General features: G+C 54.3%; 27 protein-coding genes and 1 pseudogene. 10 read left to right on the top strand and 18 right to left on the bottom strand.

What is annotated here, in order from left to right:
* Positions 1 to 443: 443 nt before the first annotated feature.
* The 6 genes from tdcA to HV355_RS08230 all read left to right on the top strand — a co-directional run bounded on the left by tdcA (position 444) and on the right by HV355_RS08230 (position 7,904).
* Positions 444 to 1,364, top strand: coding sequence for a transcriptional regulator TdcA (tdcA, locus tag HV355_RS08255; protein ID WP_108416148.1), 921 nt, complete (start codon positions 444 to 446; stop codon positions 1,362 to 1,364).
* Between the two features lie 96 nt (positions 1,365 to 1,460).
* The gene (tdcB, locus tag HV355_RS08250; protein WP_126815490.1) at positions 1,461 to 2,450 is read left to right on the top strand and encodes a bifunctional threonine ammonia-lyase/L-serine ammonia-lyase TdcB; all 990 of its coding nucleotides are present in this window, start codon (positions 1,461 to 1,463) and stop codon (positions 2,448 to 2,450) included.
* A gap of 9 nt (positions 2,451 to 2,459) precedes the next feature.
* Positions 2,460 to 3,791 carry a threonine/serine transporter TdcC gene (gene tdcC / locus HV355_RS08245; RefSeq protein WP_182401602.1) on the top strand — a complete coding sequence of 444 codons (1,332 nt, stop codon included), beginning with the start codon at positions 2,460 to 2,462 and terminating at the stop codon, positions 3,789 to 3,791.
* A 30-nt stretch (positions 3,792 to 3,821) separates the two neighbouring features.
* Positions 3,822 to 5,030, top strand: a complete 1,209-nt coding sequence (gene tdcD / locus HV355_RS08240) for a propionate kinase (RefSeq protein ID WP_182401794.1) — start codon at positions 3,822 to 3,824, stop codon at positions 5,028 to 5,030.
* 15 nt (positions 5,031 to 5,045) lie between these two features.
* The gene (gene pflB / locus HV355_RS08235) at positions 5,046 to 7,340 is read left to right on the top strand and encodes a formate C-acetyltransferase (RefSeq protein ID WP_182401600.1); all 2,295 of its coding nucleotides are present in this window, start codon (positions 5,046 to 5,048) and stop codon (positions 7,338 to 7,340) included.
* 153 nt (positions 7,341 to 7,493) lie between these two features.
* Positions 7,494 to 7,904 (top strand): Spy/CpxP family protein refolding chaperone, encoded by a 411-nt coding sequence (locus HV355_RS08230; RefSeq protein WP_182401598.1) that lies wholly within the window; start codon positions 7,494 to 7,496, stop codon positions 7,902 to 7,904.
* 75 nt (positions 7,905 to 7,979) lie between these two features.
* Here the strand turns inward: HV355_RS08230 and tssD are convergent, their stop codons facing one another.
* Genes tssD through HV355_RS08215 form a run of 3 tightly spaced genes read right to left on the bottom strand, consistent with a single transcriptional unit; the run spans position 7,980 to position 9,257 of the window.
* Positions 7,980 to 8,465 (bottom strand): type VI secretion system tube protein TssD, encoded by a 486-nt coding sequence (gene tssD, locus HV355_RS08225; RefSeq protein WP_010435904.1) that lies wholly within the window; start codon positions 8,463 to 8,465, stop codon positions 7,980 to 7,982.
* A gap of 22 nt (positions 8,466 to 8,487) precedes the next feature.
* Positions 8,488 to 8,805 (bottom strand): DUF1493 family protein, encoded by a 318-nt coding sequence (locus HV355_RS08220; RefSeq protein WP_010435902.1) that lies wholly within the window; start codon positions 8,803 to 8,805, stop codon positions 8,488 to 8,490.
* Positions 8,806 to 8,807: 2 nt separating this feature from the next.
* A complete protein-coding gene (locus HV355_RS08215) occupies positions 8,808 to 9,257 on the bottom strand; it encodes an STM2901 family protein (protein ID WP_010435901.1) in 450 nt (149 codons plus the stop codon).
* Positions 9,258 to 9,500: 243 nt separating this feature from the next.
* Here HV355_RS08215 and HV355_RS08210 point away from each other — a divergent pair.
* Positions 9,501 to 9,694, top strand: a pseudogene (locus HV355_RS08210) (serine dehydratase subunit alpha family protein); the annotation flags it as partial.
* Between the two features lie 62 nt (positions 9,695 to 9,756).
* Here HV355_RS08210 and HV355_RS08205 read toward each other — a convergent pair.
* Positions 9,757 to 10,458 (bottom strand): pirin family protein, encoded by a 702-nt coding sequence (locus HV355_RS08205; RefSeq protein ID WP_010435898.1) that lies wholly within the window; start codon positions 10,456 to 10,458, stop codon positions 9,757 to 9,759.
* A gap of 104 nt (positions 10,459 to 10,562) precedes the next feature.
* Here HV355_RS08205 and yhaJ point away from each other — a divergent pair, with 104 nt between their 5' ends.
* Positions 10,563 to 11,465, top strand: a complete 903-nt coding sequence (gene yhaJ / locus HV355_RS08200) for a DNA-binding transcriptional regulator YhaJ (RefSeq protein WP_003862655.1) — start codon at positions 10,563 to 10,565, stop codon at positions 11,463 to 11,465.
* Between the two features lie 41 nt (positions 11,466 to 11,506).
* Here yhaJ and HV355_RS08195 read toward each other — a convergent pair whose 3' ends face one another.
* The 11 genes from HV355_RS08195 to HV355_RS08145 all read right to left on the bottom strand — a co-directional run bounded on the left by HV355_RS08195 (position 11,507) and on the right by HV355_RS08145 (position 19,009).
* Positions 11,507 to 11,872, bottom strand: coding sequence for a DUF805 domain-containing protein (locus tag HV355_RS08195; RefSeq protein ID WP_010435895.1), 366 nt, complete (start codon positions 11,870 to 11,872; stop codon positions 11,507 to 11,509).
* Positions 11,873 to 12,103: 231 nt separating this feature from the next.
* Positions 12,104 to 13,090: a glutathione S-transferase family protein gene (locus tag HV355_RS08190; protein ID WP_182401596.1), complete on the bottom strand. Its 987-nt coding sequence runs from the start codon at positions 13,088 to 13,090 to the stop codon at positions 12,104 to 12,106.
* 72 nt (positions 13,091 to 13,162) lie between these two features.
* Complete coding sequence (locus tag HV355_RS08185; protein ID WP_182401594.1) at positions 13,163 to 13,555, bottom strand: DoxX family protein; 393 nt, start codon at positions 13,553 to 13,555, stop codon at positions 13,163 to 13,165.
* Between the two features lie 254 nt (positions 13,556 to 13,809).
* The gene (locus HV355_RS08180) at positions 13,810 to 14,106 is read right to left on the bottom strand and encodes a YqjK-like family protein (protein WP_010435892.1); all 297 of its coding nucleotides are present in this window, start codon (positions 14,104 to 14,106) and stop codon (positions 13,810 to 13,812) included.
* Positions 14,103 to 14,501 carry a phage holin family protein gene (locus HV355_RS08175; RefSeq protein WP_010435891.1) on the bottom strand — a complete coding sequence of 133 codons (399 nt, stop codon included), beginning with the start codon at positions 14,499 to 14,501 and terminating at the stop codon, positions 14,103 to 14,105. The genes HV355_RS08180 and HV355_RS08175 overlap by 4 nt, the downstream gene beginning before the upstream one ends.
* A gap of 2 nt (positions 14,502 to 14,503) precedes the next feature.
* Positions 14,504 to 14,809, bottom strand: coding sequence for a YqjD family protein (locus HV355_RS08170; RefSeq protein ID WP_010435890.1), 306 nt, complete (start codon positions 14,807 to 14,809; stop codon positions 14,504 to 14,506).
* Positions 14,810 to 14,838: 29 nt separating this feature from the next.
* On the bottom strand, positions 14,839 to 15,207 hold the full coding sequence (locus HV355_RS08165) for a DUF1090 domain-containing protein (protein WP_010435889.1): 369 nt from the start codon (positions 15,205 to 15,207) through the stop codon (positions 14,839 to 14,841).
* Between the two features lie 143 nt (positions 15,208 to 15,350).
* Positions 15,351 to 15,734 (bottom strand): EnvZ/OmpR regulon moderator MzrA, encoded by a 384-nt coding sequence (mzrA, locus tag HV355_RS08160; RefSeq protein ID WP_010435888.1) that lies wholly within the window; start codon positions 15,732 to 15,734, stop codon positions 15,351 to 15,353.
* Between the two features lie 2 nt (positions 15,735 to 15,736).
* Positions 15,737 to 16,399, bottom strand: coding sequence for a DedA family general envelope maintenance protein YqjA (gene yqjA, locus HV355_RS08155; protein WP_010435886.1), 663 nt, complete (start codon positions 16,397 to 16,399; stop codon positions 15,737 to 15,739).
* A gap of 344 nt (positions 16,400 to 16,743) precedes the next feature.
* Positions 16,744 to 17,520 (bottom strand): transcriptional regulator ExuR, encoded by a 777-nt coding sequence (gene exuR, locus HV355_RS08150; protein ID WP_010435883.1) that lies wholly within the window; start codon positions 17,518 to 17,520, stop codon positions 16,744 to 16,746.
* A 190-nt stretch (positions 17,521 to 17,710) separates the two neighbouring features.
* The gene (locus HV355_RS08145) at positions 17,711 to 19,009 is read right to left on the bottom strand and encodes an MFS transporter (protein WP_089600214.1); all 1,299 of its coding nucleotides are present in this window, start codon (positions 19,007 to 19,009) and stop codon (positions 17,711 to 17,713) included.
* Between the two features lie 475 nt (positions 19,010 to 19,484).
* On the opposite strand from HV355_RS08145, the gene uxaC reads away from it, so the two are divergent.
* Positions 19,485 to 20,897: a glucuronate isomerase gene (uxaC, locus tag HV355_RS08140; protein ID WP_182401592.1), complete on the top strand. Its 1,413-nt coding sequence runs from the start codon at positions 19,485 to 19,487 to the stop codon at positions 20,895 to 20,897.
* Between the two features lie 17 nt (positions 20,898 to 20,914).
* On the top strand, positions 20,915 to 22,402 hold the full coding sequence (locus tag HV355_RS08135; protein ID WP_182401590.1) for an altronate dehydratase family protein: 1,488 nt from the start codon (positions 20,915 to 20,917) through the stop codon (positions 22,400 to 22,402).
* 86 nt (positions 22,403 to 22,488) lie between these two features.
* Here the strand turns inward: HV355_RS08135 and sstT are convergent, their stop codons facing one another.
* The 3 genes from sstT to HV355_RS08120 form a co-directional block, all read right to left on the bottom strand.
* Positions 22,489 to 23,730 carry a serine/threonine transporter SstT gene (gene sstT / locus HV355_RS08130; protein WP_126815499.1) on the bottom strand — a complete coding sequence of 414 codons (1,242 nt, stop codon included), beginning with the start codon at positions 23,728 to 23,730 and terminating at the stop codon, positions 22,489 to 22,491.
* A 256-nt stretch (positions 23,731 to 23,986) separates the two neighbouring features.
* Entirely contained in the window at positions 23,987 to 24,952 is a 966-nt protein-coding gene (locus tag HV355_RS08125) for a TerC family protein (RefSeq protein WP_120158574.1), read from the bottom strand.
* A 250-nt stretch (positions 24,953 to 25,202) separates the two neighbouring features.
* Positions 25,203 to 26,201 (bottom strand): Gfo/Idh/MocA family oxidoreductase, encoded by a 999-nt coding sequence (locus HV355_RS08120; protein ID WP_182401588.1) that lies wholly within the window; start codon positions 26,199 to 26,201, stop codon positions 25,203 to 25,205.
* Between the last annotated feature and the right edge of the window lie 29 nt (positions 26,202 to 26,230).

Here is a 26,230-nt window from a genome sequence, read left to right as displayed (position 1 = left end):
TATTCATAGTTTTCACATTTGATATGTGAATATTGAATTCAAAAACATTCCCAGTGTGAATGTGTGATGTATTCGACCCTTTTGTATTCGCGGGCAACGTCATTATTGTTCTATTTGATAAAACACAAAAATGTTTTAAATAGAAAATGGTTGTTTATTAGCCGTTAATTGTCTGAAAGATAGTCTTTATTGATATTTTAAAATACAAAAAATCCACCGTGGTTATCACCATAAAATAAAGTTATTACCGCCATTTTTGTTGATCAATATCAGCGTATTGGTGTGTTTTTATATTATCAACCCATTGATATATATGTGTTTTAATGTTGTTTTGTCGAGGTTGGTAATGATGCGAAAAGTCAAATTGTGAGTAACAGCACATACCCCCTGAAACACTATTAGGTAGAATTCGCTCCGTCATAGGGAAATAAGCGCAGAATATTATGAACACTATTATTCTACCGAAAACACAGCACCTCGTGGTATTTCAGGAAGTCATTAAAAGTGGCTCCATAGGTTCTGCGGCAAGACAACTGGGCCTGACGCAACCGGCCGTCAGCAAAATCATCAGCGATATCGAGTCCTACTTCGGTGTTGAAGTGATGATTCGTAAAAACACGGGCGTTAAGTTGACCGCAGCAGGCCAGGTTCTGCTCTCGTATTCAGAGTCGATCACCCGCGAAATGAAAAACATGGTGAGCGAGATCAACAGCCTCAGTTTTAGCACCGTTATGGACGTCTCCTTTGGCTATCCGTCGCTGATAGGCTTCACTTTCCTGTCTGAGATGATCAAAAAATTCAAGGAAGTGTTCCCGAAAGCGCGCGTCTCGATGTACGAAGCACAGCTCTCTTCGTTCCTGCCCGCTATCCGCGACGGCCGACTCGATTTTGCCATCGGTACGTTAAGCGATGAAATGCTGCTGCAGGACCTGCACGTCGAGCCGCTGTTTGAGTCCGAGTTTGTGCTGGTCGCCAGCAAATCACGAACGTGCACCGGCCCGACGACACTGGCATCGCTCACGCACGAGCAGTGGGTGATGCCGCAAACCGATATGGGCTACTACAAAGAACTTCTGACCACCCTGCAAGACAACCACATCAGCATTGAAAACATCGTCCAGACCGATTCCGTCGTTACCATTTATAACCTTGTCCTCAATGCCGATTACCTGACGGTGATCCCCCGTGACATGATTGCGCCATTCGGCTCGGACCAGTTTATTGTTCTGCCGGTGGAAGATGAATTACCCGTGGCGCGTTATGCCGCCGTGTGGTCAAAAAATTACAGTATTAAAAAATCGGCGTCAGTATTAGTTGAACTGGCAAAACAATATTCGTCGATGAATATCGAAAAACGACGATAGAAATAATGATGATTTAAAACACCCGGAGCGACGCTTTTTAACGCTCTGATACCCTGACTTTGCCTGAAAACAATGAATTATTATAACGAGGATATTATGCACATTACTTACGATCTCCCGGTAACGATTGAAGATATTCAGGATGCCAGAAAACGACTGGCAGGAAAAATCTATAAAACCGGTATGCCGCGCTCGAATTATCTCAGCGAACGTTGTAAGGGTGAGATATTCCTGAAGTTTGAAAACATGCAGCGCACCGGTTCATTCAAAATTCGCGGCGCGTTTAATAAGTTAAGCTCGCTCACCGATGCTGAAAAACGCAAAGGCGTTGTCGCCTGTTCGGCAGGAAACCATGCGCAGGGCGTGTCGCTCTCCTGCGCCATGCTCGGTATCGACGGCAAAGTGGTGATGCCGATGGGCGCGCCGAAATCCAAAGTTGCCGCCACGCGCGACTACTCCGCCGAAGTGGTGCTGCACGGCGAGAACTTTAACGACACCATCGCCAAGGTCAGCGAAATTGTCGAAATGGAAGGGCGCATTTTTATTCCGCCTTACGATGACCCAAAAGTGATTGCCGGGCAGGGCACCATCGGTCTGGAAATTCTTGAAGATTTATACGACGTGGATAACGTCATTGTGCCTATCGGCGGCGGCGGATTAATTGCCGGAATTGCCACGGCGATTAAATCCATCAACCCGACCATTAATATTATCGGCGTGCAGTCTGAGAACGTTCACGGTATGGCTGCGTCTTATCAGACCGGGGAAATCGTCAACCATCGCGTCACCGGCACATTAGCGGACGGCTGCGATGTTTCTCGTCCCGGTAAATTAACCTTCGAAATTGTTCGTGAATTAGTTGACGACATTGTTCTGGTCAGCGAGGACGATATTCGCAACAGCATGATCGCGCTCATTCAGCGAAATAAAGTGGTGACAGAAGGTGCTGGCGCGCTGGCCTGCGCGGCGTTATTAAGCGGCAAACTTGACCATTATATTCAGGGTCGTAAAACCGTCTGCATTATTTCCGGCGGCAATATCGATCTCTCCCGTGTTTCCCAAATTACCGGCTTCGTTGACGCATAAAGGTGACCTATGAGCAACACAGAAAGCATTATCGTTGGCCAGACAAAAACGTCCTCCTGGCGTAAGTCTGATACCACCTGGACGCTTGGCCTGTTTGGTACCGCCATTGGCGCGGGCGTGCTGTTCTTCCCCATTCGCGCAGGCTTCGGTGGCCTGATCCCTATTCTGCTGATGCTGGTTCTCGCGTTCCCGATTGCGTTCTACTGCCACCGGGCGCTGGCGCGCCTGTGCCTGTCAGGCAGTAACGTCTCGGGCAACATCACCGAAACGGTAGAAGAGCACTTCGGTAAGACCGGCGGGGTGGTGATCACCTTCCTCTACTTCTTTGCGATTTGCCCGCTGCTGTGGATTTACGGCGTCACTATTACCAACACCTTCATGACCTTCTGGGAAAACCAGCTCCAGCTGCCCGCGCTGAACCGTGGCTTTGTGGCGCTGTTCCTGCTGCTGCTGATGGCCTTTGTTATCTGGTTTGGTAAAGACCTGATGGTGAAGGTCATGAGCTTCCTGGTGTTCCCGTTTATCGCCAGCCTGGTGCTGATTTCCCTGTCGCTGATCCCTTACTGGAACTCGGCGGTGATCGACCAGGTCAACCTGAGCGATATCGCCTTCACCGGTCATGACGGCATTCTGGTCACCGTATGGCTGGGGATCTCCATCATGGTCTTCTCCTTCAACTTCTCGCCTATCGTCTCTTCATTTGTGGTCTCCAAGCGCGAAGAGTACGAACCTGAGTTCGGCAAAGAGTTCACCGAGCAGAAATGTTCCAAAATCATCGGCCGCGCCAGCCTGCTGATGGTGGCCGTGGTGATGTTCTTCGCCTTCAGCTGCCTGTTCACCCTCTCTCCGCAGAACATGGCGGACGCCAAAGCGCAGAACATTCCGGTGCTCTCTTATCTGGCGAACCACTTCGCGTCGCTGTCAGGCACTAAATCTACCTTCGCCACCGTGCTGGAATACGGCGCGTCCATCATTGCGCTGGTCGCTATCTTCAAATCCTTCTTCGGGCACTACCTGGGCACGCTGGAAGGTCTGAATGGCCTGATCCTCAAGTTCGGCTACAAGGGCGATAAGAAGAAAGTCTCTGTCGGCAAACTGAATACCATCAGCATGGTGTTCATCATGGGCTCCACCTGGGTAGTGGCCTACGCCAACCCGAACATTCTGGACCTTATTGAAGCCATGGGCGCGCCAATCATCGCCTCTCTGCTGTGCCTGCTGCCGATGTACGCCATCCGCAAAGCACCGGCGCTGGCGAAATACAAAGGCCGTACCGAGAACATCTTCGTTACCGTGGTTGGCCTGCTGACCATTCTGAACATCGTTTACAAACTGTTCTAACCCATTGCTCAGGAAGAGCGGAGTCACATGATGATTGAGTTTCCGGTTGTACTGGTTATTAACTGCGGATCGTCCTCTGTTAAGTTTTCGGTGCTCGATGCCAGCAGCTGCGATGTCCTGATGACGGGCATTGCAGACGGGATCAACACCGAGAAGGCCTTTATTTCCGTGAACGGGGGTGAGCCAGCCAGACTGGCTCACCAGGACTACGAAGGGGCGCTGGCTGCCATCGCCCTGGAGCTGGAGAAGCGTAACCTGATGAGCAGCGTGGCCTTAATTGGCCACCGCATTGCGCACGGCGGCGACCTCTTCAGCGAGTCGACCCTGATCACGGAAGAGGTGATTACGCAGATCCGCCAGGTCTCCCCGCTGGCGCCGCTGCATAACTACGCCAACCTGAGCGGCGTGGAAGCCGCAGAGCGCCTGTTCCCGGGCGTGCAGCAGGTGGCGGTATTTGATACCAGCTTCCACCAGACGCTGCCGCCGCAGGCGTATCTGTACGGTCTACCGTACCGCTATTTTGAAGAGCTGGGCGTGCGCCGCTACGGCTTCCACGGGACTTCTCACCGTTACGTTGCCGCGCAGGCGCATACGCTTCTCGGGCTGTCCCCCGATGACAGCGGGCTGGTGATTGCCCATCTCGGGAACGGGGCGTCCATCTGCGCGGTGCGCAACGGCGAAAGCGTCGATACCTCAATGGGGATGACGCCGCTGGAAGGGCTGGTGATGGGCACGCGCTGCGGCGATGTGGACTTCGGTGCGATGGCGTGGATTGCCCAGCAGACCGGTCAGTCCTTCGAGGATCTGGAGCGCGTGGTCAATAAAGAGTCCGGGCTGCTGGGGATCTCCGGCCTCTCCTCCGATTTACGCACGCTGGAGAAAGCCTGGCACGAAGACAATGAGCGGGCACAGCTGGCAATACACACCTTTGTTCACCGCATTGCGCGGCACATTGCGGGTCACGCGGCGTCCCTGCACCGCCTGGATGGGGTGGTCTTTACCGGCGGCATTGGCGAAAACTCGAAGCTTGTCCGCGCGCTGGTGGCGGAACATCTGAAGGTGTTTGGCATCATCCTCGACGATGCCAAAAATGCCCTGCCGGGCAGCGCGGGTGAGCGCGTCATTAGCACCCAGTCGTCCCGCGTGGCCTGCGCGGTTGTCCCTACCAACGAAGAAAAAATGATCGCGCTGGACGCCCTCCGTCTTGGGAAGGTTACCCCGGCTGCGGCTTACGCCTGATAAAGCGAGAATCACATGAAAGTTACAATCGATACGGGCGTCGCACCCTACAGCGACGCATGGGCCGGGTTTCGCGGTGAAGAATGGAAAAACGCCGTCAACGTCCGCGATTTTATTCAGCATAACTACACCCCTTATGAAGGCGATGAAGCTTTCCTCGCGCAGGCGACGCCAGCAACGACTGCGCTGTGGCAGAAGGTAATGGTCGGCATTCGTCAGGAGAACGCCACCCACGCTCCGGTGGATTTTGACACCAACATTGCCACCACCATTACGGCCCACGGGCCGGGCTACATCGACCAGGATCTGGAGACGATCGTTGGTCTACAAACCGATAAGCCGCTCAAGCGCGCGCTGCACCCGTACGGTGGGATCAACATGATCCGCAGCTCGTTCGAAGCCTATGGCCGCGAGATGGATCCGCAGTTTGAATACCTGTTTACCGACCTGCGCAAAACCCACAACCAGGGCGTGTTTGACGTCTACTCGCCGGAGATGATGCGCTGCCGTAAATCCGGCGTACTGACCGGTTTGCCGGACGGCTATGGGCGCGGGCGCATCATCGGCGACTATCGCCGCGTGGCGCTGTACGGGATTGCTTATCTGGTGCGCGAGCGTGAACTGCAGTTTGCGGATCTGCAGGGGAAACTGGAGCGCGGTGAAGAGCTCGAGGCGACGATCCGTCTGCGTGAGGAGCTGGCGGAGCACAAACGCGCGCTGCTGCAGATCCAGCAGATGGCGGCGAACTACGGCTTTGATACCTCACGTCCGGCGATAAACGCCCAGGAAGCGGTGCAGTGGGTCTATTTTGCCTACCTTGCCGCGGTGAAATCCCAGAACGGCGGGGCGATGTCGCTGGGGCGCACGGCCTCGTTCCTCGATATCTACATTGAACGCGACATGCAGGCAGGAAGGCTGAATGAAGTCCAGGCGCAGGAGCTGATCGACCACTTCATCATGAAGATCCGCATGGTGCGCTTCCTGCGCACGCCGGAGTTCGACACGCTCTTCTCCGGCGATCCGATCTGGGCGACGGAAGTGATCGGCGGCATGGGGCTGGACGGCCGCACGCTGGTGACCAAAAACAGCTTCCGCTATCTGCATACGCTGCACACCATGGGGCCTGCACCGGAGCCGAACCTGACGATCCTCTGGTCAGAACAGCTGCCGATCGCGTTCAAGAAATACGCCGCGCAGGTGTCGATCGTCACCTCGTCATTGCAGTATGAGAACGACGATCTGATGCGCGCGGACTTCAACAGCGACGATTACGCCATTGCCTGCTGCGTCAGCCCGATGGTGATCGGCAAGCAGATGCAGTTCTTTGGCGCGCGCGCCAACCTCGCCAAAACGCTGCTGTACGCGATCAACGGCGGGGTGGACGAGAAGCTGAAGATCCAGGTCGGTCCGAAAACCGAGCCGCTGCTGGACGACGTGCTGGATTACGACACCGTGATGGCGAGCCTCGATCACTTTATGGACTGGCTGGCGGTGCAGTACATCAGCGCCCTGAACCTCATTCACTACATGCATGATAAGTACAGCTACGAAGCCTCGCTGATGGCGCTGCACGACCGGGACGTCTATCGCACCATGGCCTGCGGCATTGCCGGACTGTCGGTAGCCGCGGATTCTCTGTCTGCCATTAAATACGCCACGGTGAAGCCGGTGCGCGACCATACCGGACTGGCGGTCGATTTCGTGATTGAAGGGGACTATCCGCAGTACGGCAACAACGACGACCGCGTGGACAGCATTGCCTGCGATCTGGTGGAGCGCTTTATGAAGAAAATTCAGGCGCTGCCAACCTACCGCAACGCGGTGCCGACCCAGTCGATCCTGACCATCACCTCCAACGTGGTGTACGGCCAGAAGACCGGGAACACGCCGGACGGACGCCGCGGCGGCACCCCGTTTGCGCCTGGCGCGAACCCGATGCACGGACGCGACAGAAAAGGGGCGGTGGCCTCGCTAACGTCGGTTGCCAAGCTGCCGTTCACCTATGCGAAAGACGGGATCTCCTACACCTTCTCCATCGTGCCGCAGGCGCTGGGCAAGGACGAGCTGGTGCGCAAAACCAACCTGGTGGGGCTGCTGGACGGGTATTTCCATCACGAAGCATCTATTGAAGGTGGGCAGCATCTGAACGTCAACGTCATGAACCGGGAGATGCTGCTGGATGCCATCGCGCATCCCGAGAATTACCCGAACCTGACGATCCGTGTGTCAGGCTATGCGGTGCGTTTTAACGCCCTGACGCGCGAGCAGCAGCAGGATGTGATTTCGCGAACGTTTACGCAATCAATCTGACGACATTCAGGTCTCATGCCCCCTCAACGCAGGGGGCATTTTTTTGCCCGCTAAACATACAAAATTGTTTATATAATTACTCACACATATTCATCCGCTCTTGAAAAACAATGCTCCTGCTTTTCTCAAATAACAAAATGTAAGGACAGTAAGATGATGAAAATGACCCGTATTGCTTTGGTTGCAACGTCGTTGGCGGTGTGCAGTTTTACCGCGCAGGCCGCGAACGTTGAGGCAGCCCCGTCTCCATCGCAGGATCCGCTGGTACAGCACCTGAAGCTTAGCAATGAGCAGGTTAAAAAGATTGAAGATCTGCATCAGCAGCTGGAAGAAAATGTCAGCAAGATCCCGATGACGGGCGTGAAGGACGGTGCGTTGATCGACATGTTCCAGGCGGGTAAATGGGACGAAAGCACGGTGAAAAGCCAGCTTACCGCCTTCAGCAAAATTGAAGAGCAGACCCGTTATTACCGCGTGAAATATTACTTCGACGTCAGCCAGGTATTGACACCGGAACAGCGTAAGCAGATCAGAACCGATATGGCTAACGCGCTGGCTGAGTGATCCTGGAATCAATCATTTAAAATGAAAACTCACAGAATCGCTTCAATTGGATTCTGTGAGAATGAATTCTAAACATCATGCCGACGCACGTTCATTCCATGCATCAGCAAACTGAATATTCCCGTCGCAATAGGTCCAGGTCGCTTTTTCGTAGCGCAATTGAACAGATTCAAGGTGGCCAGTACCAGGGCAGTTACGTGTATCGTTAACAATAGGGGAGATTGAGACAACTTTCACACCTTCCAGCTCAGTTCTAAAGTATTCAACCTCCCAACCTGCGTCATTAATTCGGTAATATCTAATCTCAACTTTCTTAAGGTTTTGCCCTGTCGCTACCGCCTTATAAAGATAAGGAGATGAGCTATCAATTTCCTTCTCGAACAGGAAAGGCGCGTGTTTCCTCGTTCCGGTTAATCTTCCGGAGAGTGGATCGGTTGGAATACTCAAATTATGGGTTAAACCTCTAATTTCAACACTCCCTTCACGATCCTGAACATCACATGAACCTTTAATGAGTGAGCCACCGTCGTCATAGAACCAAATGTGAACAGGTACGGCCATGATAAAAAACTCCTTCTATAAATCAATCGTGTATCCATTTTCCTGCTTTTACCGCTTCGGCAAACATTCTTACCGTCAATGGCTTTGATATTTGCTTTACCGGTTCTTTTGTAAACCATTTCCTGAAAAACCATGTTTGAATCCAGGGGAAATAATTTCCAGTGTTAACTTCGATAAGATACTCTTTTTCGAATCTCTCAATGGCATATACGATATCATCCAGATCCGTGTAATCCTGTAAAACATCATCTATCCCGAGGGGAATCCGTTTACCCGTAAATGTGCCTTGTTCTGGTAAATTATCCCTGAAGAATTTTAAAACATCAGCTTCACTGTTCATCTTCACCAAATCCGGTCTTTTGGGTGAGCAATCGTATTATATCTTGAAAGCGTTTTGTAACTTATCATTGCAACATCTGCAGCAAGTATGGTTATTCCTAGTGCAGGTATCCATCGGCCAATGAATGCACCTAAGTTTTTGGTATACATTGGTTTTCTGTATTTAAAGCTTGCAAGTGTAATTGTAGGTAGGCGGTGTGGTAGCTGTACATTCAGTAGATCTCGCAGGTACTTAGATGCCACAGATGTGCCTATTGTAGCCGTTTCTGGCTTTGTTCTGGTTTCAAGTATAGGTAAACCAAGAATCATAGTGGCCATCATTACTGCATCCTTTAATCCGCCGAACTGTTCATCGGTGGCATCCAAAAAAATCCAAAAAAATAACTCAGATGCGGAGATGTTACATACACCTTTATAAAAGTATGTTCCATTGAGTTCTTCAACGGTGTCCATAGTATAACCATAATTATCAGGTGGTTTGTTGAGATGTCATCCTATAAAAAACAAAGGGCTGAGAGTAGGGCATTCATCTTTATAAATTCCGAAATATTCGTTTTTTCAAGAGGGGCTACTATTTTTAAAAGTACATCATTCTTAGAAAGTCTTGGTTATTTTTTTTACCAGTTCATGGGGATTTTTTCTCCCTTGCTCCGGTTAAGATTTTCTCACACCAACATTAAGTACCTGCTGCAATCTGAATCGCAATCGCTGGAAATCGGCAACATAGTCGGCAACGCTAGCGGGACGATCTGCGACGGGGGCTAACAGGCAATGAGGGCATTGTGGCGCACGATGTGGAGCAGTCGATTGGCAACCTGTGCGCACTGGCGTGCCGTTCGATGCAGGCAACGGACCGGCAGATTATTGAGATTATGGCGAGTAAGGCGTAGCGAGTTCAGGGGCTCGATCGGTTCCCTCTCCCTGTGGGAGAGGGTTAGGGTGAGGGCGTTCTCTAAACCGGCAAATCAATCAGCAGCGCGCGCAGCGGCGTATCCGCCACCAGGGTGATATTCGCTTCATCACGAATAAACGCCCCGTCACCGCAGGTGAGCGCTTCTTTCTCTTCCGTGTGCGTCACTGCATGCACCGTACCGTGAATCGACTGCAGATAGGCGCGCGGACCGTGAAGCTGGAAGCTCGCCTGTTCACCTTTCTTCAGTTCGATGTGGTGCAGCCACACCTGCTGACGCAGTTGCAAACTGCCTTTGCTGCCGTCCGGCGATGCAATCAGCTGCTGTTTATCGTCCGTTAAATCTATCTTCTGCACCAGCGGATTTTCCCGCTCAGGGCAGGCGTCCAGCCACAGCTGCATGCGGGTCAGCGTTTTGTCTTTGCTGAGGTTATGCTCGCTGTAGCTGATGCCCGGCTGCGTGGAAATTAATAACGCTTCGCCAGCCTTTGCCTGGACATGATTGCCCTCGCTATCGCGGTATTCTGCCTCGCCTTCCAGGATCAGGTTCAGGATATCGACTTTCGGATACGTACGCGGCTGGAAAGAGGCGCCCGGAGCGAGCACTTCCTGGTTCAACACGCGCAATGAAGCGTAACCGAGGAGTTTAGGGTCAAAGTAGTGTCCAAAGGAAAAGGTGTAGCGGGCCTGCAGCCAACCGAAATCGGCTTGTCCGCACTGTTTAGCTGTTCTTGTCGTAATCATAAACTTGACCTCTCTTTACACTAAAACAATGGTAAAGGTATGGACGCTGCATTGTTAGCCAGATATTCTGCCCGGTATGTTCAAATTTCCTGAATGAGAACGAGATGGCTAAAGAGAGAGCATTGACGCTTGAGGCGCTGCGCGTCATGGACGCGATTGACCGACGCGGCAGTTTTGCTGCGGCGGCAGATGAACTGGGGCGCGTTCCGTCTGCGCTGAGCTACACCATGCAGAAGCTGGAGGAAGAGCTGGACGTGGTGCTGTTTGACCGCTCCGGCCATCGAACAAAATTCACGAACGTTGGCCGCATGCTGCTGGAGCGCGGTCGTGTGCTGCTGGAAGCGGCGGATAAACTCACGACGGACGCCGAAGCGCTGGCGCGCGGCTGGGAAACCCATCTGACGTTAGTTACTGAAGCGCTGGTGCCGACCGAAGCGCTGTTCCCGCTGGTGGACCGCCTGGCTGCGAAAGCCAATACGCAGCTGTCGATCATTACCGAGGTACTGGCAGGGGCGTGGGAGCGTCTGGAAACGGGCAGGGCGGATATTGTTATTGCGCCGGACATGCACTTCCGTTCTTCGTCAGAAATTAACTCCCGTAAGCTCTATAGCGTGATGAACGTTTATGTCGCCGCGCCGGATCACCCGATCCATCAGGAGCCGGAGCCGCTTTCGGAGGTTACGCGCGTGAAGTATCGTGGCGTTGCGGTAGCGGATACCGCCCGTGAACGTCCGGTGTTAACGGTACAGCTGCTGGATAAACAGCCGCGTTTAACCGTCACGTCGCTGGAAGATAAGCGTCAGGCATTGCTGGCCGGGCTGGGTGTGGCGACGATGCCTTATCCTTTTGTTGAAAAGGACATTGCGGAAGGGCGGCTGCGCGTTGTCAGCCCGGAATACACCAGCGAGGTGGATATCATTATGGCGTGGCGACGCGACAGCATGGGCGAAGCCAAATCCTGGTGCCTGCGCGAAATACCAAAGCTTTTTGCCCACCACAATAAATAAAATCGTAGGCCCGGTAAGCGAAAGCGCCACCGGGCTCTGATTTACATGCCAGCTTTCGGATCCGGACCAAAGCGGTTTTCACCCGGCGTGCCGTTCTGACAGTTAAAGACCAGGATCACAATCCAGCCCACGATCGGGATCAACAGCAGCAAGAGCCACCAGGCTGAACGATCGGTATCGTGCAGGCGTCGGAACTGAACCGCCCAGGACGGCAGCATAATAAATACGCCATAAATCGTGGTGAGAATGCCTTCTCCCCCGGCACGCTCCCAGCCCAGAATTTTGTCCACAATACTCAACACCAGGGCGAGGATGAAGTTCACCAGAACGAACATCCAGTACTCTTTGCGGCGGGCGCGGCCACCAAATCCAATGTAGTTGCGCAGTACGTTTAAATACCAGTCCATTTTCCTTGCCTCATTAGTCAGTCAATCACTTGTTTTCTAAGCGATCGAGGTAAGGATAGATGGAGATTGTGAATTAAAAAAGGGCATTTACCCGTCATACTTCAAGTTGCCTGGGCGTTGGCTTTCCTCGCTCACCCCAGTCACGTACTAATGTACGCTCCTGGGGATTCGCTGCGTCGCCGCCTTCATGCAACTTGAATTATTTTGGGTATTGATTGATGCCCTGAATATTTATCCGAAACGAACGTCGCGCCCGTGAGGTTCATCCAGATCCTGCCATGGCCCAATGGAGATGATGCCCGTTGGGTTAATCGTTTTGTGGCTGCGGAAATAGTGGGTGCGAATATGGTCGAAGTCGACCGTTTCGGCGATACCCGGCATCTGGTAGATATCGCGCAGGAAACCATACAGGTTCAGATAATCGCTGATGCGGTGTTTATCACACTTAAAGTGGGTGACGTACACCGGATCAAAACGCACCAGCGTCGTCCACAGGCGGATATCAGCTTCCGTCAGTTGGTTGCCCGTCAGGTAGCGATGCTGGCCGAGGATCTGCTCCAGGCGCTCCAGTGATTCAAACACCTTTCCAACCGCTTCGTCATACGCTTCCTGGCTGGTGGCAAAACCGGCCTTGTAGACGCCGTTGTTCACGTTGTCGTAGATCCAGCCGTTCAGCTCGTCAATTTTCTCACGCAGCTCAACCGGATAGTAATCTCCGGCGCGGGCACCGTGGGCATCAAACGCGGTGTTGAACATGCGGATGATCTCCGCAGACTCATTGCTGACAATCGTCTGGTTTTTTTTGTCCCACAGTACCGGCACGGTAACGCGCCCGGTGTAGTGTGGATCGGCGCGCAGGTAAAGCTGGTAGAGAAAATCGTGGTGATAAAGGTCGTCACCGGTGGCGGCAGGGAAATCACTGTCGAACGTCCAGCCGTTTTCCAGCATCAGCGGGTTGACCACCGAAACCGGAATCAAGGATTCGAGCCCCTTAAGCTTGCGCACAATCAGCGTGCGGTGTGCCCACGGGCAGGCGAGAGAAACATAGAGATGATAACGGTCTTTTTCTGCCGCGAAGCCGCCTTCGCCGCTCGGGCCTGCTGCGCCGTCGGCCGTCAGCCAGTTACGGAAGGCCGAAACAGAGCGCTTGAAGCGACCCCCGGTGGATTTGGTGTCATACCAGACATCCTGCCAGACGCCGTCTACGAGTTGTCCCATTTTTTACTCCTCCGTCAGATAGCAAAAGCGAGGAGATATCTCCTCGCTTTGTGTTCAATCAGTATAGCGTGCTTACCACTTCTTATTCAGAAGGCGGTCGATGCTGTATGCGCCTGGGCCAGTGATGGCCAGCAGCAGGAAGCCACCCGCGATGGTCAGGTTTTTCATGAACATCAGAGAGTTCACGCCTTCCGCAAAGTTGCTGTGGAACAGGAAAGCCGTCATCAAGGTGAAGCCTGCGGTGAACAGCGCTGTGGTACGGGTCAGGAAGCCGAACAGCACTGCCAGGCCGCCGCCGAACTCAAGCAGGATGGTCAGAGGCAGCAGGAACCCCGGCACGCCCATGGCTTCCATATATTGCTGGGTACCCGCGTAACCGGTGATTTTTCCCCAACCTGCTACGATGAACAGAATTGGCATCAGAATACGTGCTACCAGTACACCAACATCTTCTAATTTTTTCATTTTACTCTCCAGGAAACCACATAAGCGGCTGAACTTTATTTGTCTGCAATTCCGGGTAGATACCGCGGCTCTGCTGTCGATGGAGAGGATAATAAACGGGGCGGGGGACAATTGTTAGCAAGGAAAACTGTCAATCTTTATCAAAGATATTGAGTAAGCGTGGGGGAGGGATTTTTGCCGGGTGGCGCTGCGCTTACCCGGCCTACGGATAAAATGTAGGCCGGGTAAGGCACAGCCGCCACCCGGCAAGAAGGCTAGCGTAACTGCTGCTGCCGCAACGTTGCTTTCACCAGACGCCAGGCGCTCCAGGCACCAAAGCCGCGACGTGCCCAGCGGATCAGCATATTAGGATGACGAACCGTCCAGATAGCCATCACGCTGCTGCCCACCAGCGCCCAGGAACGCAGGCTCAGGAAGGTGTTCCAGCCCCGGTCGAACGGACGTGTTGCCTCGATCCAGTCGCGACGACCGGCGGACAGATCCAGCCGTTGCTGTTGGATCTGGCTTAGCAGATACGCTTTTCGCTTTTGACGTTCGGCTTTATCGCTCACGGCTTGTCATCCTCCAGCAGCGAACGATCGTTAGCCAGCTCCTGACGCGTGTGGCGCAGGAAGGTGGACCTGCGTGCTTTACGCATTGTCCAGATGCCGCCAATCAATGCCGCAACCAGTAACACCACCGTGGTGGCGATCATCGCGTTAAGACGATACTGCGGGTCGATAGCCCAGATGATTAATACCATCAGGCTCATCAGACCGAACGCGGCGAAGAGCATGGTGAGCCCGAGCATGAGCAGCATCTGGAAGAGATTGGCTTTCTCCTCTTCCAGTTCAACCACTGCCAGCCGGACGCGCGTTTCGGCAATGCCGACCAGCGTGGTTAATATACGCTGGCCGATACCGAGGACGTTATTAGCAGGCCCTTGTGCGTGACGAGGATCTTCCATAATCAACGACGCGTCAGCAGGACACCCAGCACTACACCAACGGCAGCGCCAATACCCACACCCGTCCACGGATTGTCGCGAACATATTCGTCAGCGCGCGCGGCGGCTTCACGGGTCTGTTTAGCTAACGCATCGCCGGTTTCACCGAGGCGATAACGGCTCTCTTTCAGCGCCTGCTCCGCTTTGCTGCGAAGTTTGCTGACCTCTTCTTTCGACTTATCGGCAGAAGAGCTAAGTACCTCTTCCAGGGTGTCCGCCAGTGATTTCAGTTCAGCGCGCAGATTTTCTGACGTAGTATCTTTTGACATGATTCTCTCCTGTTGAGATTTCCGTTAACTCAATAATCGCGAGCTTCCAGCGCTTTCAGGTCGTCCTGCGCTTCTTTCAACTTCTTCTCGCGCTTGGCAATTTTTTCCGCATCCCCTTTCTCTTTAGCTTCCTGCAGGTCTTGACGGCGCTCGGCTATCTCGTCCTTCTGTTCAGCGATTTTTTTCTGGTGATCGGCACGCAGCTTACTGTCGGAACAGTTGGCTTTCACTTCGCTTAACGCTTTCTTCAGGCCATCAACGCGGTGCTGATTGTTATGCTTTTCGGCATAGCCGATCTCGCGCTGAATATCCTGTTCTTTCTCCTGACAGAGAGAGGTGGCGTATGAAGCTGTGCTTAAAGACAAAAGGGCCAGAGCCAGGGTAATGCGGAATTTCATTATCGAAACCTTCCATTGTGTTACGGCGTGAGCCGTGATCCAGAACTATGCGGAGAACATCTGAGGGGTGCTCCGCGTACTTAAGCATAGTAAGTAAACGGCGTAATCACCAAAGTGAGTGAAAAGATTCGGAATCCTGGTAATTAACCAAACCGATGCGACGTATCGCGCAGCAGCGACATCCAGGAGGCAACATGGCTGTCGTCTTCCTGCTGCGCAATGATATAACCCTGCGGCAGCGTTCTGTCGAGCACGGCTTTTGCCGCTGCACTCTGCGCGCTGGAGTCAAATTTTATCAGCAGCACGTCGTCTTGCGGCGTAATGCTTTTAAAGCGGATCCCGTTGGCGTCCAGATGATGCCAGATGGAAAAACCATCCGGCACGCTGGCGCCCTGATTCACCGGACGTATTGCCAGCGTCGATTCCTGATGCTGCAGCGCAGCCCATGCCAGGATCAGGACGCTGAACATCATCAGCGCGATCATGGCGTAAGAGACGCGACGCAGGGCGAGCGGGGAGATAACCATGGTTAACCCCTGGCGCCGTATTTCTTTTTCCACAGGACAACCAGCGAGCCCACCAGGCCAAAGACCAGCAGGACCACCGGTAACAGCATCAGGCAGGACATCAACTGATCTTCATACTTCATGAAGACCGGGGTTTTGCCCAGCGCGTAGCCCAACGTGGTGAGGATCAATACCCATAACAGGCCGCTCATCCAGTTAAAGAACTGGAAGCGAGTACTGCTCAGACCGGACAGCCCGGCGATGGTGGGCAGCAGAGTACGGACAAAGGCGATAAAACGGCCCATCAGCAGCGCCGAAAGCCCGTGCTTATGGAAAAGATGGTGCGCGCGCTGGTGGTAATGCGCCGGAAGATGCGAAAGCCAGTTTTGTACGATCCGCGTGTTGCCCAGCCATCGCCCCTGAATGTAGCTCACCCAGCAGCCCAGGCTGGCCGCAATGGTTAACAGCAATACGGTTTGCGGGAAGGCCATCGCCCCTTTCGCACAGAGTACGCCTACCAGCACCAGCAGACTGTCGCCCGGTAAAAAGGCGGCAGGAAGCAGTCCGTTCTCAAGGAACAGAATCATAAAGAGGACAAAATAAAGCATGCCAATCATGGAAGGGTTGGCCAGCGTTTCGAAATCCTGAGCCCACAGGGCATTCAGTAGTTGGGTCAAAAGTTCCATTCAGTGTTCCTGGAAATCGGTTAACGTCACGCCTGTAATCCGGGAAAAACAGCACGGCGACATTGTTGTGATTTCATTATGGTCGCTCGCGGACACATTGGTGTGTGGCCAACACTGTTCCCTGTTAATTGGCTGGTTAGCAAGCACTAACTTACAAAATAACGAAGTGAATCCAATTGTAACAAAGCCCGACGTTCTGCGTCACAGAATTTGCAGGGGTGAAGTGATTTTGGCGTAAGCCCTGGAAGGGAGCGAGGGATTTTACAAAGGCTGACACTATATATGTTTTGCTTACCCCAGTTCGCCATCAGGCGCAGCGAAGCGCCTGCCAGCAGAAAGGGAGACTATTTTGCCTGACTGGATGCGGTATCGAGATGAACCACGGGATTATCGGCAAAAAGATAGCGGTCAGCGTTAAATTCGAAGTCGTCGCTGGTCTCGTTGAACAACATCAGTTTGGTGTTTTCCAGGTGCTGCCACATCGCCAGTTTTGCCGCATGCGGATCTTTGCGAATCAGCGCCTTAAGGATTTGATCGTGATCGTCGCACCAGTTATCTACGGTGCGCGAATCGATATGATCGTGCAGTTTCTTCCAGTACGGGTTATGAACGCGCTGAGTCCACATTTTTTCCACGATTGCGGCCAGCGCCGTATTCTGCGTGGCCAGCGCCACCTGGACGTGGAACTGAAGATCCCATTCTGAATCGCGGAAACATTTTTCTTTACGCGCGTTTTCCTGGATCTCCATCAGCTTCATGATGTCCTGCTTGGTGACCTGCGTAGCGGCGAATTCGGCAATATTACTCTCGATCAGCTGGCGAGCCTGGAGCAGCTCAAACGGACCGTAGCTGGCAAATTCCAGATTTTCGTCCGGTGCCGGGGAGTGTTTTGCCTGGTTGGAGATCACATGAATGCCGGAGCCTTTGCGTACCTCAACGTAGCCTTCCACTTCCAGCATGATGATGGCTTCGCGTACGACCGTTCGGCTCACGCTCTTTTCATCCGCAATAAAGCGCTCAGCAGGAAGTTTATCACCGACAAGATAGACGCCTTGCTCGATGCGATCTTTCAGCTCGGCAGCAAGTTGTTGATATAAACGACGTGGTTCGGTGATTTCCATATGCGCTCCAGGCAGGGTACGGCGGATGATTTGTTATACCACTTTTGCGAGCCAGTCTCCAGATTTCGCCATGAAAAAAGCCGCTACTGAGCGGCCTTTAAATGCCGGGTGGCGCTGCGCTTACCCGGCCTACGGTTTTGTTGGGTGCTGTAGGCCGGGTAAGGCGAAGCCGCCACCCGGCACAACAATGCTAACTCTGCGTAGCGGGTTTCCCAAGGGACTCTTTCGCCAGTTCGTCTGCGGATTTACTTTTCAGCACCGTCCAGATAACCACCGCACCCATCAGGTCGAAGATAGCCAGCACCGCGAACAGCGGGCTAAAGCCAATGGTATCCGCCAGGGCACCGACTACCAGCGCAAACATGGTGCTAGCGGTCCATGCCGCCATACCGGTCAGGCCGTTGGCCGTTGCCACTTCGTTACGACCGAAGACGTCAGACGAGAGCGTAATCAGCGCGCCGGACAGGGACTGGTGCGCAAAGCCACCAATACACAGCAGGGCGATAGCCACATATGGGCTGGTGAACAGGCCGATCATGCCAGGGCCGATCATCAGCAGGGCGCCCATGGTGACGACCATTTTACGGGAGACAATCAGGTTCACCCCAAACCAGCGCTGGAACAGCGGTGGCAGGTAGCCGCCCACGATACAGCCCAGGTCTGCGAACAGCATTGGCATCCAGGCGAACATCGCGATCTCTTTCAGGTTAAAGCCGTACACTTTAAACATGAACAGCGGGATCCAGGCGTTGAAGGTACCCCAGGCCGGTTCTGCCAGGAAGCGCGGCAGGGCGATACCCCAGAACTGACGAGTGCCCAGGATCTGCCAGACGGTCATTTTTTTGCCGTTGTTGGTCTGATGCTGAGATTCCTGACCACCAATGATGTATTCACGTTCTTCTTCAGAGAGTTTTTTCTGGTCGCGCGGGTGTTTATAGAACACCAGCCACGCCATTGCCCATGCAAAGCTCAGTACGCCAGAGATAATGAACGCCATCTGCCAGCTGTGCATCACGATGGCCCAGACCACCAGCGGCGGCGCAATCATTGCACCGATCGACGAGCCGACGTTGAAGTAACCAACAGCGATGGAACGCTCTTTTGCCGGGAACCATTCGGAGCTTGCCTTCAGGCCCGCCGGGATCATGGCGGCTTCAGCCGCACCGACCGCACCACGCGCCAGCGCCAGGCCGCCCCAGCTGCCTGCCAGTGCGGTTGCACCGCAGAAAATCGCCCATGCTACGGCGAAGAAGGCATAGCCGATTTTGGTACCCAGAATATCCAGAACATAGCCTGCAACAGGCTGCATGATGGTATAAGCCGCGGAATAAGCCGCAATGATGTAGGAGTATTGCTGCGTGGTGATGTGCAACTCTTCCATCAACGTTGGAGCCGCTGCTGCCACTGTGTTACGCGTCAGGTAGCCCAGCACGGTGCCGAGCGTCACCAGTGCGATCATATACCAACGTAACCCTTTAATTTTACGCATGTAAAACCTCATCGTTATGTTATTTCCGTGCCAGAACACGGTAACAACTCAACCGTTGCCGGGAGTTGTTCAGTAACGGGAGGGGCATAACCGGGAGATGTCCCGGAACGGCCCGAACCTTGCCATAAGTCATCGTGCATAAGTCGGTTTCCGTACCGTTAAATCTGATGTTCTTGACACCAGCAATGCATTCCGTCGGCGTAGTGTTTGCGACGGCGAAACGATAACTTGTCATACAACTTTAAAAGGTGAGTGACATCACAAATGTGTGAATCTTTGTAGGGATATTCCGAGGTGCGAGCAAAGCCAGCATTGGCGCGGCCTGTGAGGGGGTTTACTCCATTTGGGGTAATTTTTTTGTCGACGTTTATTGATCTGACTCACGAAAAAAACTTCGGTGGGTGGAAATTGGTGTGATAACTTTGCAGCATATGAACATACGCTTTCTGACGCTCCCGTAATGAGGAAGACGATAATGACGCCGTTTATGACCGACGATTTTCTGTTAGATACCGAATTTGCTCGCCGCCTGTACCACGACTACGCAAAAGACCAGCCGATTTTCGACTACCACTGCCATTTACCGCCGCAGCAGGTTGCCGAAAATTACCGATTCAAAAACCTGTATGATATCTGGTTGAAGGGTGACCACTATAAATGGCGCGCGATGCGCACCAACGGCGTCGCTGAGCGCCTGTGCACAGGCGATGCCACCGATCGCGAGAAGTTTGACGCCTGGGCGGCCACCGTTCCGCATACCATCGGCAACCCGCTATACCACTGGACGCATCTTGAACTGCGTCGTCCGTTTGGCATCACCGGTAAACTGCTTTCTCCCGCGACTGCGGATGAAATCTGGGATCAATGCAACGCGCTGCTGGCGCAGGAACCGTTCTCCGCACGCGGCATCATGAAGCAGATGAACGTGAAGATGGTCGGCACCACCGACGATCCTGTCGATTCGCTCGAGCACCACGCCGTCGTTGCGAAAGACACCTCTTTCGACATTAAAGTGCTGCCAAGCTGGCGCCCGGATAAAGCCTTCAACATTGAGCAGGCCACCTTCACTGACTACATGGCGAAGCTGGCGGAAGTGTCCGATACCGATATTCGTCGTTTTGCTGACCTGCAAACCGCGCTGACCAAACGCCTGGATCACTTTGCGGCGCACGGCTGTAAAGTCTCTGACCACGCGCTGGACGTGGTGCTGTTTGCCGAATCAAACGAAGCCGAGCTGGACAGCATTCTGGCGCGTCGTCTCTCCGGCGAAGACTTGAGCGAGCACGAAGTGGCGCAGTTTAAAACGGCGGTGCTGGTGTTCCTCGGCGCGGAATACGCCCGTCGCGGCTGGGTACAGCAGTACCATATCGGCGCGCTGCGCAATAACAACCAGCGTCAGTTCAAACTGATCGGTGCGGATGTGGGCTTCGACTCCATCAACGACCGTCCGCTGGCGGAAGAGCTGTCCAAACTGCTGAGCAAACAGAACGAGCAAAATCTGCTGCCAAAAACCATCCTCTACTGCCTGAACCCGCGCGATAACGAAGTGCTGGGTACCATGGTCGGCAACTTCCAGGGCGAAGGGATGCCGGGCAAGATGCAGTTCGGCTCCGGCTGGTGGTTCAACGATCAGAAAGACGGCATGGAGCGTCAGATGACGCAGCTGGCGCAGCTTGGCCTGTTAAGCCGCTTTGTCGGCATGCTGACCGACAGCCGCAGCTTCCTGTCCTATACCCGTCATGAATATTTCCGCCGCATTCTGTGCCAGATGATTGGGCGCTGGGTGCACGCGGGCGAAGCGCCAGCGGATATCCAACTGCTGGGCGAAATGGTGAAAAACATCTGCTTTAACAATGCGCGTGACTACTTCGCCATTGAACTGAACTAAGGCCGTCTGAGGTTGATATGCAATACATCAAAATCCATTCGCTGGATAACGTGGCCGTCGCGCTGGCGGATTTGACCGAAGGAACGAACGTCACGTTCGACGGTCAGTCGGTCACGTTGTGCCAGGCCATTGGGCGTGGACACAAGTTTGCCCTGATCCCCATTGCGAAAGGGGAGAACGTGGTGAAGTACGGTTTGCCCATCGGTCATGCGCTGGCGGATATTGCACCGGGTGAATATATTCACTCCCACAATACCCGCACCAATCTGAGCGATCTGGACGAGTACAGCTATCAACCTGATTTCCAGGCGGAAGCCGGACAGGCGGCAGATCGTGACGTGCAGATCTACCGTCGCGCCAGCGGCGAGGTGGGGATCCGCAATGAACTGTGGATCCTTCCGACTGTCGGCTGCGTGAACGGGATTGCGCGTCAAATTCAGACGCGTTTCCTGAAAGAGACCAATGATGCCGAAGGCACTGACGGCGTGCATTTGTTCAGCCATACCTACGGCTGCTCGCAGCTGGGTGACGACCACATTAACACCCGCACCATGCTGCAAAACATGGTGCGTCACCCGAACGCGGGGGCGGTGCTGGTGATTGGCCTTGGCTGCGAGAACAATCAGGTTGACGCTTTCCGCGACACGCTGGGGGAATTCGACCCTGAGCGCGTGCATTTTATGGTGTGCCAGCATCAGGACGACGAAGTGGAAGCGGGCGTGGAGCAGCTTCATCAGTTGTATGACGTCATGCGCCATGACAAGCGCGAGCCGGGTAAGCTGAGCGAGCTGAAGTTTGGTCTGGAGTGCGGCGGGTCTGATGGTCTTTCCGGCATTACCGCTAACCCGATGCTCGGCCGTTTCTCCGACTACGTCATCGCTAACGGCGGCACCACGGTGCTGACCGAAGTGCCGGAAATGTTCGGCGCGGAGCGTATTCTGATGAGCCACTGCCGCGACGAAGAGACGTTTGAGAAAACCGTCACCATGGTGAACGACTTCAAACAGTACTTCATCGCCCATAATCAGCCGATTTATGAGAACCCGTCGCCGGGCAACAAGGCGGGGGGGATCACCACGCTGGAAGAGAAATCCCTCGGCTGCACCCAGAAAGCGGGCGCGAGCCAGGTGGTGGACGTGCTGCGCTACGGCGAGCGCCTGAAAACGCACGGGCTGAACCTGCTCAGCGCACCGGGCAACGATGCGGTCGCCACCAGCGCGCTGGCGGGTGCGGGTTGTCATATGGTGCTGTTCAGTACCGGTCGCGGTACGCCGTACGGCGGGTTTGTGCCGACGGTGAAAATCGCCACCAACAGCGAGCTGGCGACGAAGAAAAAACACTGGATCGACTTTGATGCGGGCCAGCTGATCCACGGCAAAGCGATGCCGCAACTGCTGACGGAGTTTGTGGACACTATTGTGGAATTTGCCAACGGCAAGCAGACCTGTAACGAGAAGAACGACTTCCGCGAGCTGGCGATTTTTAAGAGTGGTGTGACGCTGTAAGTGCTTTGTCGGGTGGCGCTAGCGCTTACCCGACCTACTAAACCCTGTAGGCCCGGTAAGGCGTAGCCGCCACCGGGCTTTTCTTTTTAACCTCGCAGGGCATTCTTCGCTAAACGCGCGTCTTCCGCCTGACAGGCCGCTGCGGTGAACAGCACGTCGGTAGAGGAGTTCAGCGCGGTTTCGCAGGAGTCCTGCAGCACGCCGATGATAAAGCCGACGGCCACAACCTGCATCGCGATCTCGTTCGGGATGCCAAACATATTACACGCCAGCGGGATCAGCAGCAGCGAACCGCCCGCCACGCCCGATGCGCCACAGGCACACAGCGACGCCACCACGCTCAGCAGCAGTGCGGTCGGCAGATCCACCGGAATACCCAGCGTATGCACCGCAGCCAGGGTCAGCACGGTGATGGTGATTGCTGCGCCCGCCATGTTCACGGTTGCACCCAGCGGGATCGACACGGAATACGTATCGCGGTCCAGGTTCAGCTTCTCCGCCAGCGCCATGTTGACCGGAATGTTCGCCGCCGAACTGCGGGTGAAGAAGGCGTACACGCCGCTCTCGCGCAGGCAGGTCAGCACCAGCGGATACGGGTTGCGGCGGATCTGCCAGAACACCAGCAGTGGGTTAATGACCAGCGCGACCAGCAGCATACAACCGACCAGAACAACCAGCAGTTGCGCGTAGCCCCACAGCGCGTCGAAACCGGTGGTTGCCAGCGTCGAAGAAACGAGACCAAAGATCCCGATAGGCGCAAAGCGAATCACCAGTTTCACCATAAAGGTCACGGCGTTCGACAAATCGTTGACCAGGTGTTTCGTGGTGTCGTTACCGTGGCGCAGCGCGAAGCCCAGACCAATCGCCCAGACCAGGATGCCGATGTAGTTTCCGTTCATCAACGCCGTGACAGGGTTAGAAACCATGCTCATCAGCAGGCCGCGCAGAACTTCCACAATGCCGGATGGCGGCGTGATATCACCGGCCGCGCTGGTCAGGTGCAGCGTGGACGGGAACAGGAAGCTAAACACCACGGCCGTTAAGGCAGCCGAGAAGGTTCCCAGCAGATACAGGAACAGAATAGGGCGAATGTTGGTTTTTTGTCCGTGCTGGTGGTTAGCGATTGACGCCATCACCAGCATCAGAACCAGTACCGGTGCAACGGCCTTCAGTGCGCCCACGAACAGCGTCCCGAGCAGTCCCGTGGCTTCCGCAGCGGGTTTTGACACCATCGCCAGCAGAATACCCAGTACCAACCCGACCAGAATTTGTTTTACAAGACTGCCCTGCGCCAGGCGCGCGAACAGACCGCGTGATTGTGTGCTCATACGTTATTCCTGAGTGAAATTGCGTTCCATCCTGGATGTGCTCTAAGTCACATTTGTGTCCGGATGTAAGTATTTGTTTGCCTGGTTGAGTATCAGGGAAAGCAGCGAAAGGCGGAAGCGTAAAATGCTGGTTTTTACGTGTTGCGTCATGTTTTTTAACTATTGGTTAACGAAAATGCCGGGTGGCGCTGCGCTTACCCGGCCTACGGAGTGACGTTGTAGGCCCGGTAAGCGCAGCGCCACCGGGCAAAACGCATTAAGCCTGCTGCTTCTTATCGTGCTGGCGGTTAACCCAGGTATTGATAATCAGCGTCACGATCAGAATGCCGAACACCACGCCGAGCGAAATGGCGATCGGGATGTGGTAGAAATCGACGATCAGCATCTTGATGCCGATAAACACCAGGATCACCGACAGACCATACTTCAGCATCGAGAAGCGTTCTGCCGCGCCCGCCAGCAGGAAGTACATCGCACGCAGGCCGAGGATCGCAAACAGGTTAGAGGTCAGCACAATGAACGGGTCGGTGGTCACCGCGAAGATCGCCGGAATGCTGTCCACCGCAAAAATCACGTCGCTAAGCTCAACCAGAATCAGCACCAGCAGCAGCGGGGTGGCAAACAGCAGGCCATTTTTGCGCACGAAGAAGTGCTCGCTCTCAATCTTGTCCGTCATGCGCAGATGGCCGCGGATCCACTTCACCAGCGGTTTATCGCCGATACCGGTATCGTCTTCTTTCGCCAGCGCCATTTTGATACCGGTGAACAGCAGGAACGCGCCGAAGACATACAGCAGCCATTCGAACTGGGTAATCAGCCAGCTGCCGGCGAAGATCATGATGGTACGAAGGACAATGGCACCCAGCACGCCGTACACCAGCACGCGACGCTGCAGGGCTGCAGGCACGGCAAAGTAGCTGAACAGCATAAGCCAGACGAAGACGTTATCAACCGCCAGGGCTTTTTCAATCAGATAGCCGGTGAGGAAGGCGAGCGCCTGAGGATCGGCCACCGCGCGGCCTTCGGTCGAGGCCAGATACCACCAGAAAGCGGCGCAGAAGAGGAGTGAGAGGGTAACCCAGACCAGCGACCAGACGGCGGCCTGCTTAACGCTCATGCCGTGCTCGCCACGACGACCCTGCAAAAAGAGGTCGATCGCCAGCATGATGAGCACGACTACCGCGAATCCGCCCCACAACATTGGAGTGCCGACAGAATGCATACTATTTTCCTTACACATAAAAAACAAAAACGGCCATGGTCAGAAGACGATAGCCGTTAGCTTTTTATGCATAGACCTCGCCTTCCGGCAAGGTCTCACTTACAACCACGAGGGTTGCCCGGCGACCGGATGCGTGTTTAACGCATCGTAATGACGATCCACCGGCGAAGAAGTTACTCCCCTTTGCAGGTAACAAAATATGTCAGACCATTGGTTTCGTCAATGGTCTGCACGGTTTCATTACACAGTTTTACGCGATAGCTTCCGCGCTCACGTCGTCTGCCGGGAACACCACGCCGGTCTGACGGCGGATCTCCGTTTGCAGTTTCGCCGTGGTGCGACTCACCGCGAGGCCCGGGTGATTCACTTCGTTGTCTTCCACCAGACGGGCGAAGACATCTGCCTCATAGAGCATAGTGTTAATATGCTGAGGCTGCGTCAGCTCCTGCGCTTTACCGCCGCGCGGCACAAAGCTCACCTTCTGGCACTCGGAGATCTTCTCGATAACCAGCGAGCCCGCTTCGCCCTGAATTTCGCTCGGCAGCACCGAATCGCTCACCTTGGAGTGCTGCAGCGTCACGCTGAAATCGCCGTAGTCCAGCACCGCTAAACCGTGCGCATCCACGCCGCTTTCCAGCAGGCTGGCGGTGGCCGTTACGCCATGCGGCTCGCCCCACAGCGCCACGGCTGAGGCCAGACAATAGAAACCGATATCCATAATCGAGCCGTTAGAGAAGGCCGGGTTAAAGGTGTTCGGGTTCTCGCCGTCTAGGTAGCGCTGGTAGCGCGACGAGTACTGGCAGTAGTTGATAAAGGCTTTACGCACTTTGCCAATTTTCGGCAGGGACTGCTGCAGCAGCAGGAAATTCGGCAGGCTGGCGGTTTTAAACGCTTCGAACAGCACCACCTGGTTTTCGCGGGCAAGCGCAATGGCCGCTTCCACTTCCTGAATATTCGATGCCAGCGGCTTCTCGCAAATCACATGCTTTTTATGGCTGAGGAACAGCTTCGTTTGCGGGAAGTGCAGGGAGTTCGGGCTGGCGATATAGACCGCGTCAATGGCGTCGCTTTGCGCCATCTCGTCGAGCGAGTTGAAGAGATGCTCAACGAGGTAGTCGTTAGCAAAACTCTGCGCCTGCTCGAGGCTGCGGGAATAGACCGCGGTAAGCTTATATTTGCCGGTTTCGTGGGCGGCGTCGACGAACTGGCGCGTGATCCAGTTCGTTCCAATGACTGCGAAACGTATCATAAACGTTTACGTACTCCGTAGCGGGGAAC

It is taken from the genome of Enterobacter sp. RHBSTW-01064, from assembly GCF_014103035.1.
GTDB lineage: Bacteria > Pseudomonadota > Gammaproteobacteria > Enterobacterales > Enterobacteriaceae > Enterobacter > Enterobacter mori.
The sequence above is the reverse complement of the archived record's forward strand: the minus strand, read 5'-3'. Positions and strand labels throughout refer to the sequence as shown.

Bases quoted from the DNA above. Each gene is read 5' to 3' on its own strand.
- tdcA (WP_108416148.1), top strand. From the start codon at position 444: ATGAACACTATTATTCTACCGAAAACACAGCACCTCGTGGTATTTCAG.
- tdcB (WP_126815490.1), top strand. From the start codon at position 1,461: ATGCACATTACTTACGATCTCCCGGTAACGATTGAAGATATTCAGGAT.
- tdcC (WP_182401602.1), top strand. From the start codon at position 2,460: ATGAGCAACACAGAAAGCATTATCGTTGGCCAGACAAAAACGTCCTCC.
- tdcD (WP_182401794.1), top strand. From the start codon at position 3,822: ATGATTGAGTTTCCGGTTGTACTGGTTATTAACTGCGGATCGTCCTCT.
- pflB (WP_182401600.1), top strand. From the start codon at position 5,046: ATGAAAGTTACAATCGATACGGGCGTCGCACCCTACAGCGACGCATGG.
- HV355_RS08230 (WP_182401598.1), top strand. From the start codon at position 7,494: ATGATGAAAATGACCCGTATTGCTTTGGTTGCAACGTCGTTGGCGGTG.
- tssD (WP_010435904.1), bottom strand. From the start codon at position 8,465: ATGGCCGTACCTGTTCACATTTGGTTCTATGACGACGGTGGCTCACTC.
- HV355_RS08220 (WP_010435902.1), bottom strand. From the start codon at position 8,805: ATGAACAGTGAAGCTGATGTTTTAAAATTCTTCAGGGATAATTTACCA.
- HV355_RS08215 (WP_010435901.1), bottom strand. From the start codon at position 9,257: ATGGACACCGTTGAAGAACTCAATGGAACATACTTTTATAAAGGTGTA.
- HV355_RS08205 (WP_010435898.1), bottom strand. From the start codon at position 10,458: ATGATTACGACAAGAACAGCTAAACAGTGCGGACAAGCCGATTTCGGT.
- yhaJ (WP_003862655.1), top strand. From the start codon at position 10,563: ATGGCTAAAGAGAGAGCATTGACGCTTGAGGCGCTGCGCGTCATGGAC.
- HV355_RS08195 (WP_010435895.1), bottom strand. From the start codon at position 11,872: ATGGACTGGTATTTAAACGTACTGCGCAACTACATTGGATTTGGTGGC.
- HV355_RS08190 (WP_182401596.1), bottom strand. From the start codon at position 13,090: ATGGGACAACTCGTAGACGGCGTCTGGCAGGATGTCTGGTATGACACC.
- HV355_RS08185 (WP_182401594.1), bottom strand. From the start codon at position 13,555: ATGAAAAAATTAGAAGATGTTGGTGTACTGGTAGCACGTATTCTGATG.
- HV355_RS08175 (WP_010435891.1), bottom strand. From the start codon at position 14,501: ATGGAAGATCCTCGTCACGCACAAGGGCCTGCTAATAACGTCCTCGGT.
- HV355_RS08170 (WP_010435890.1), bottom strand. From the start codon at position 14,809: ATGTCAAAAGATACTACGTCAGAAAATCTGCGCGCTGAACTGAAATCA.
- HV355_RS08165 (WP_010435889.1), bottom strand. From the start codon at position 15,207: ATGAAATTCCGCATTACCCTGGCTCTGGCCCTTTTGTCTTTAAGCACA.
- mzrA (WP_010435888.1), bottom strand. From the start codon at position 15,734: ATGGTTATCTCCCCGCTCGCCCTGCGTCGCGTCTCTTACGCCATGATC.
- yqjA (WP_010435886.1), bottom strand. From the start codon at position 16,399: ATGGAACTTTTGACCCAACTACTGAATGCCCTGTGGGCTCAGGATTTC.
- exuR (WP_010435883.1), bottom strand. From the start codon at position 17,520: ATGGAAATCACCGAACCACGTCGTTTATATCAACAACTTGCTGCCGAG.
- HV355_RS08145 (WP_089600214.1), bottom strand. From the start codon at position 19,009: ATGCGTAAAATTAAAGGGTTACGTTGGTATATGATCGCACTGGTGACG.
- uxaC (WP_182401592.1), top strand. From the start codon at position 19,485: ATGACGCCGTTTATGACCGACGATTTTCTGTTAGATACCGAATTTGCT.
- HV355_RS08135 (WP_182401590.1), top strand. From the start codon at position 20,915: ATGCAATACATCAAAATCCATTCGCTGGATAACGTGGCCGTCGCGCTG.
- sstT (WP_126815499.1), bottom strand. From the start codon at position 23,730: ATGAGCACACAATCACGCGGTCTGTTCGCGCGCCTGGCGCAGGGCAGT.
- HV355_RS08125 (WP_120158574.1), bottom strand. From the start codon at position 24,952: ATGCATTCTGTCGGCACTCCAATGTTGTGGGGCGGATTCGCGGTAGTC.
- HV355_RS08120 (WP_182401588.1), bottom strand. From the start codon at position 26,201: ATGATACGTTTCGCAGTCATTGGAACGAACTGGATCACGCGCCAGTTC.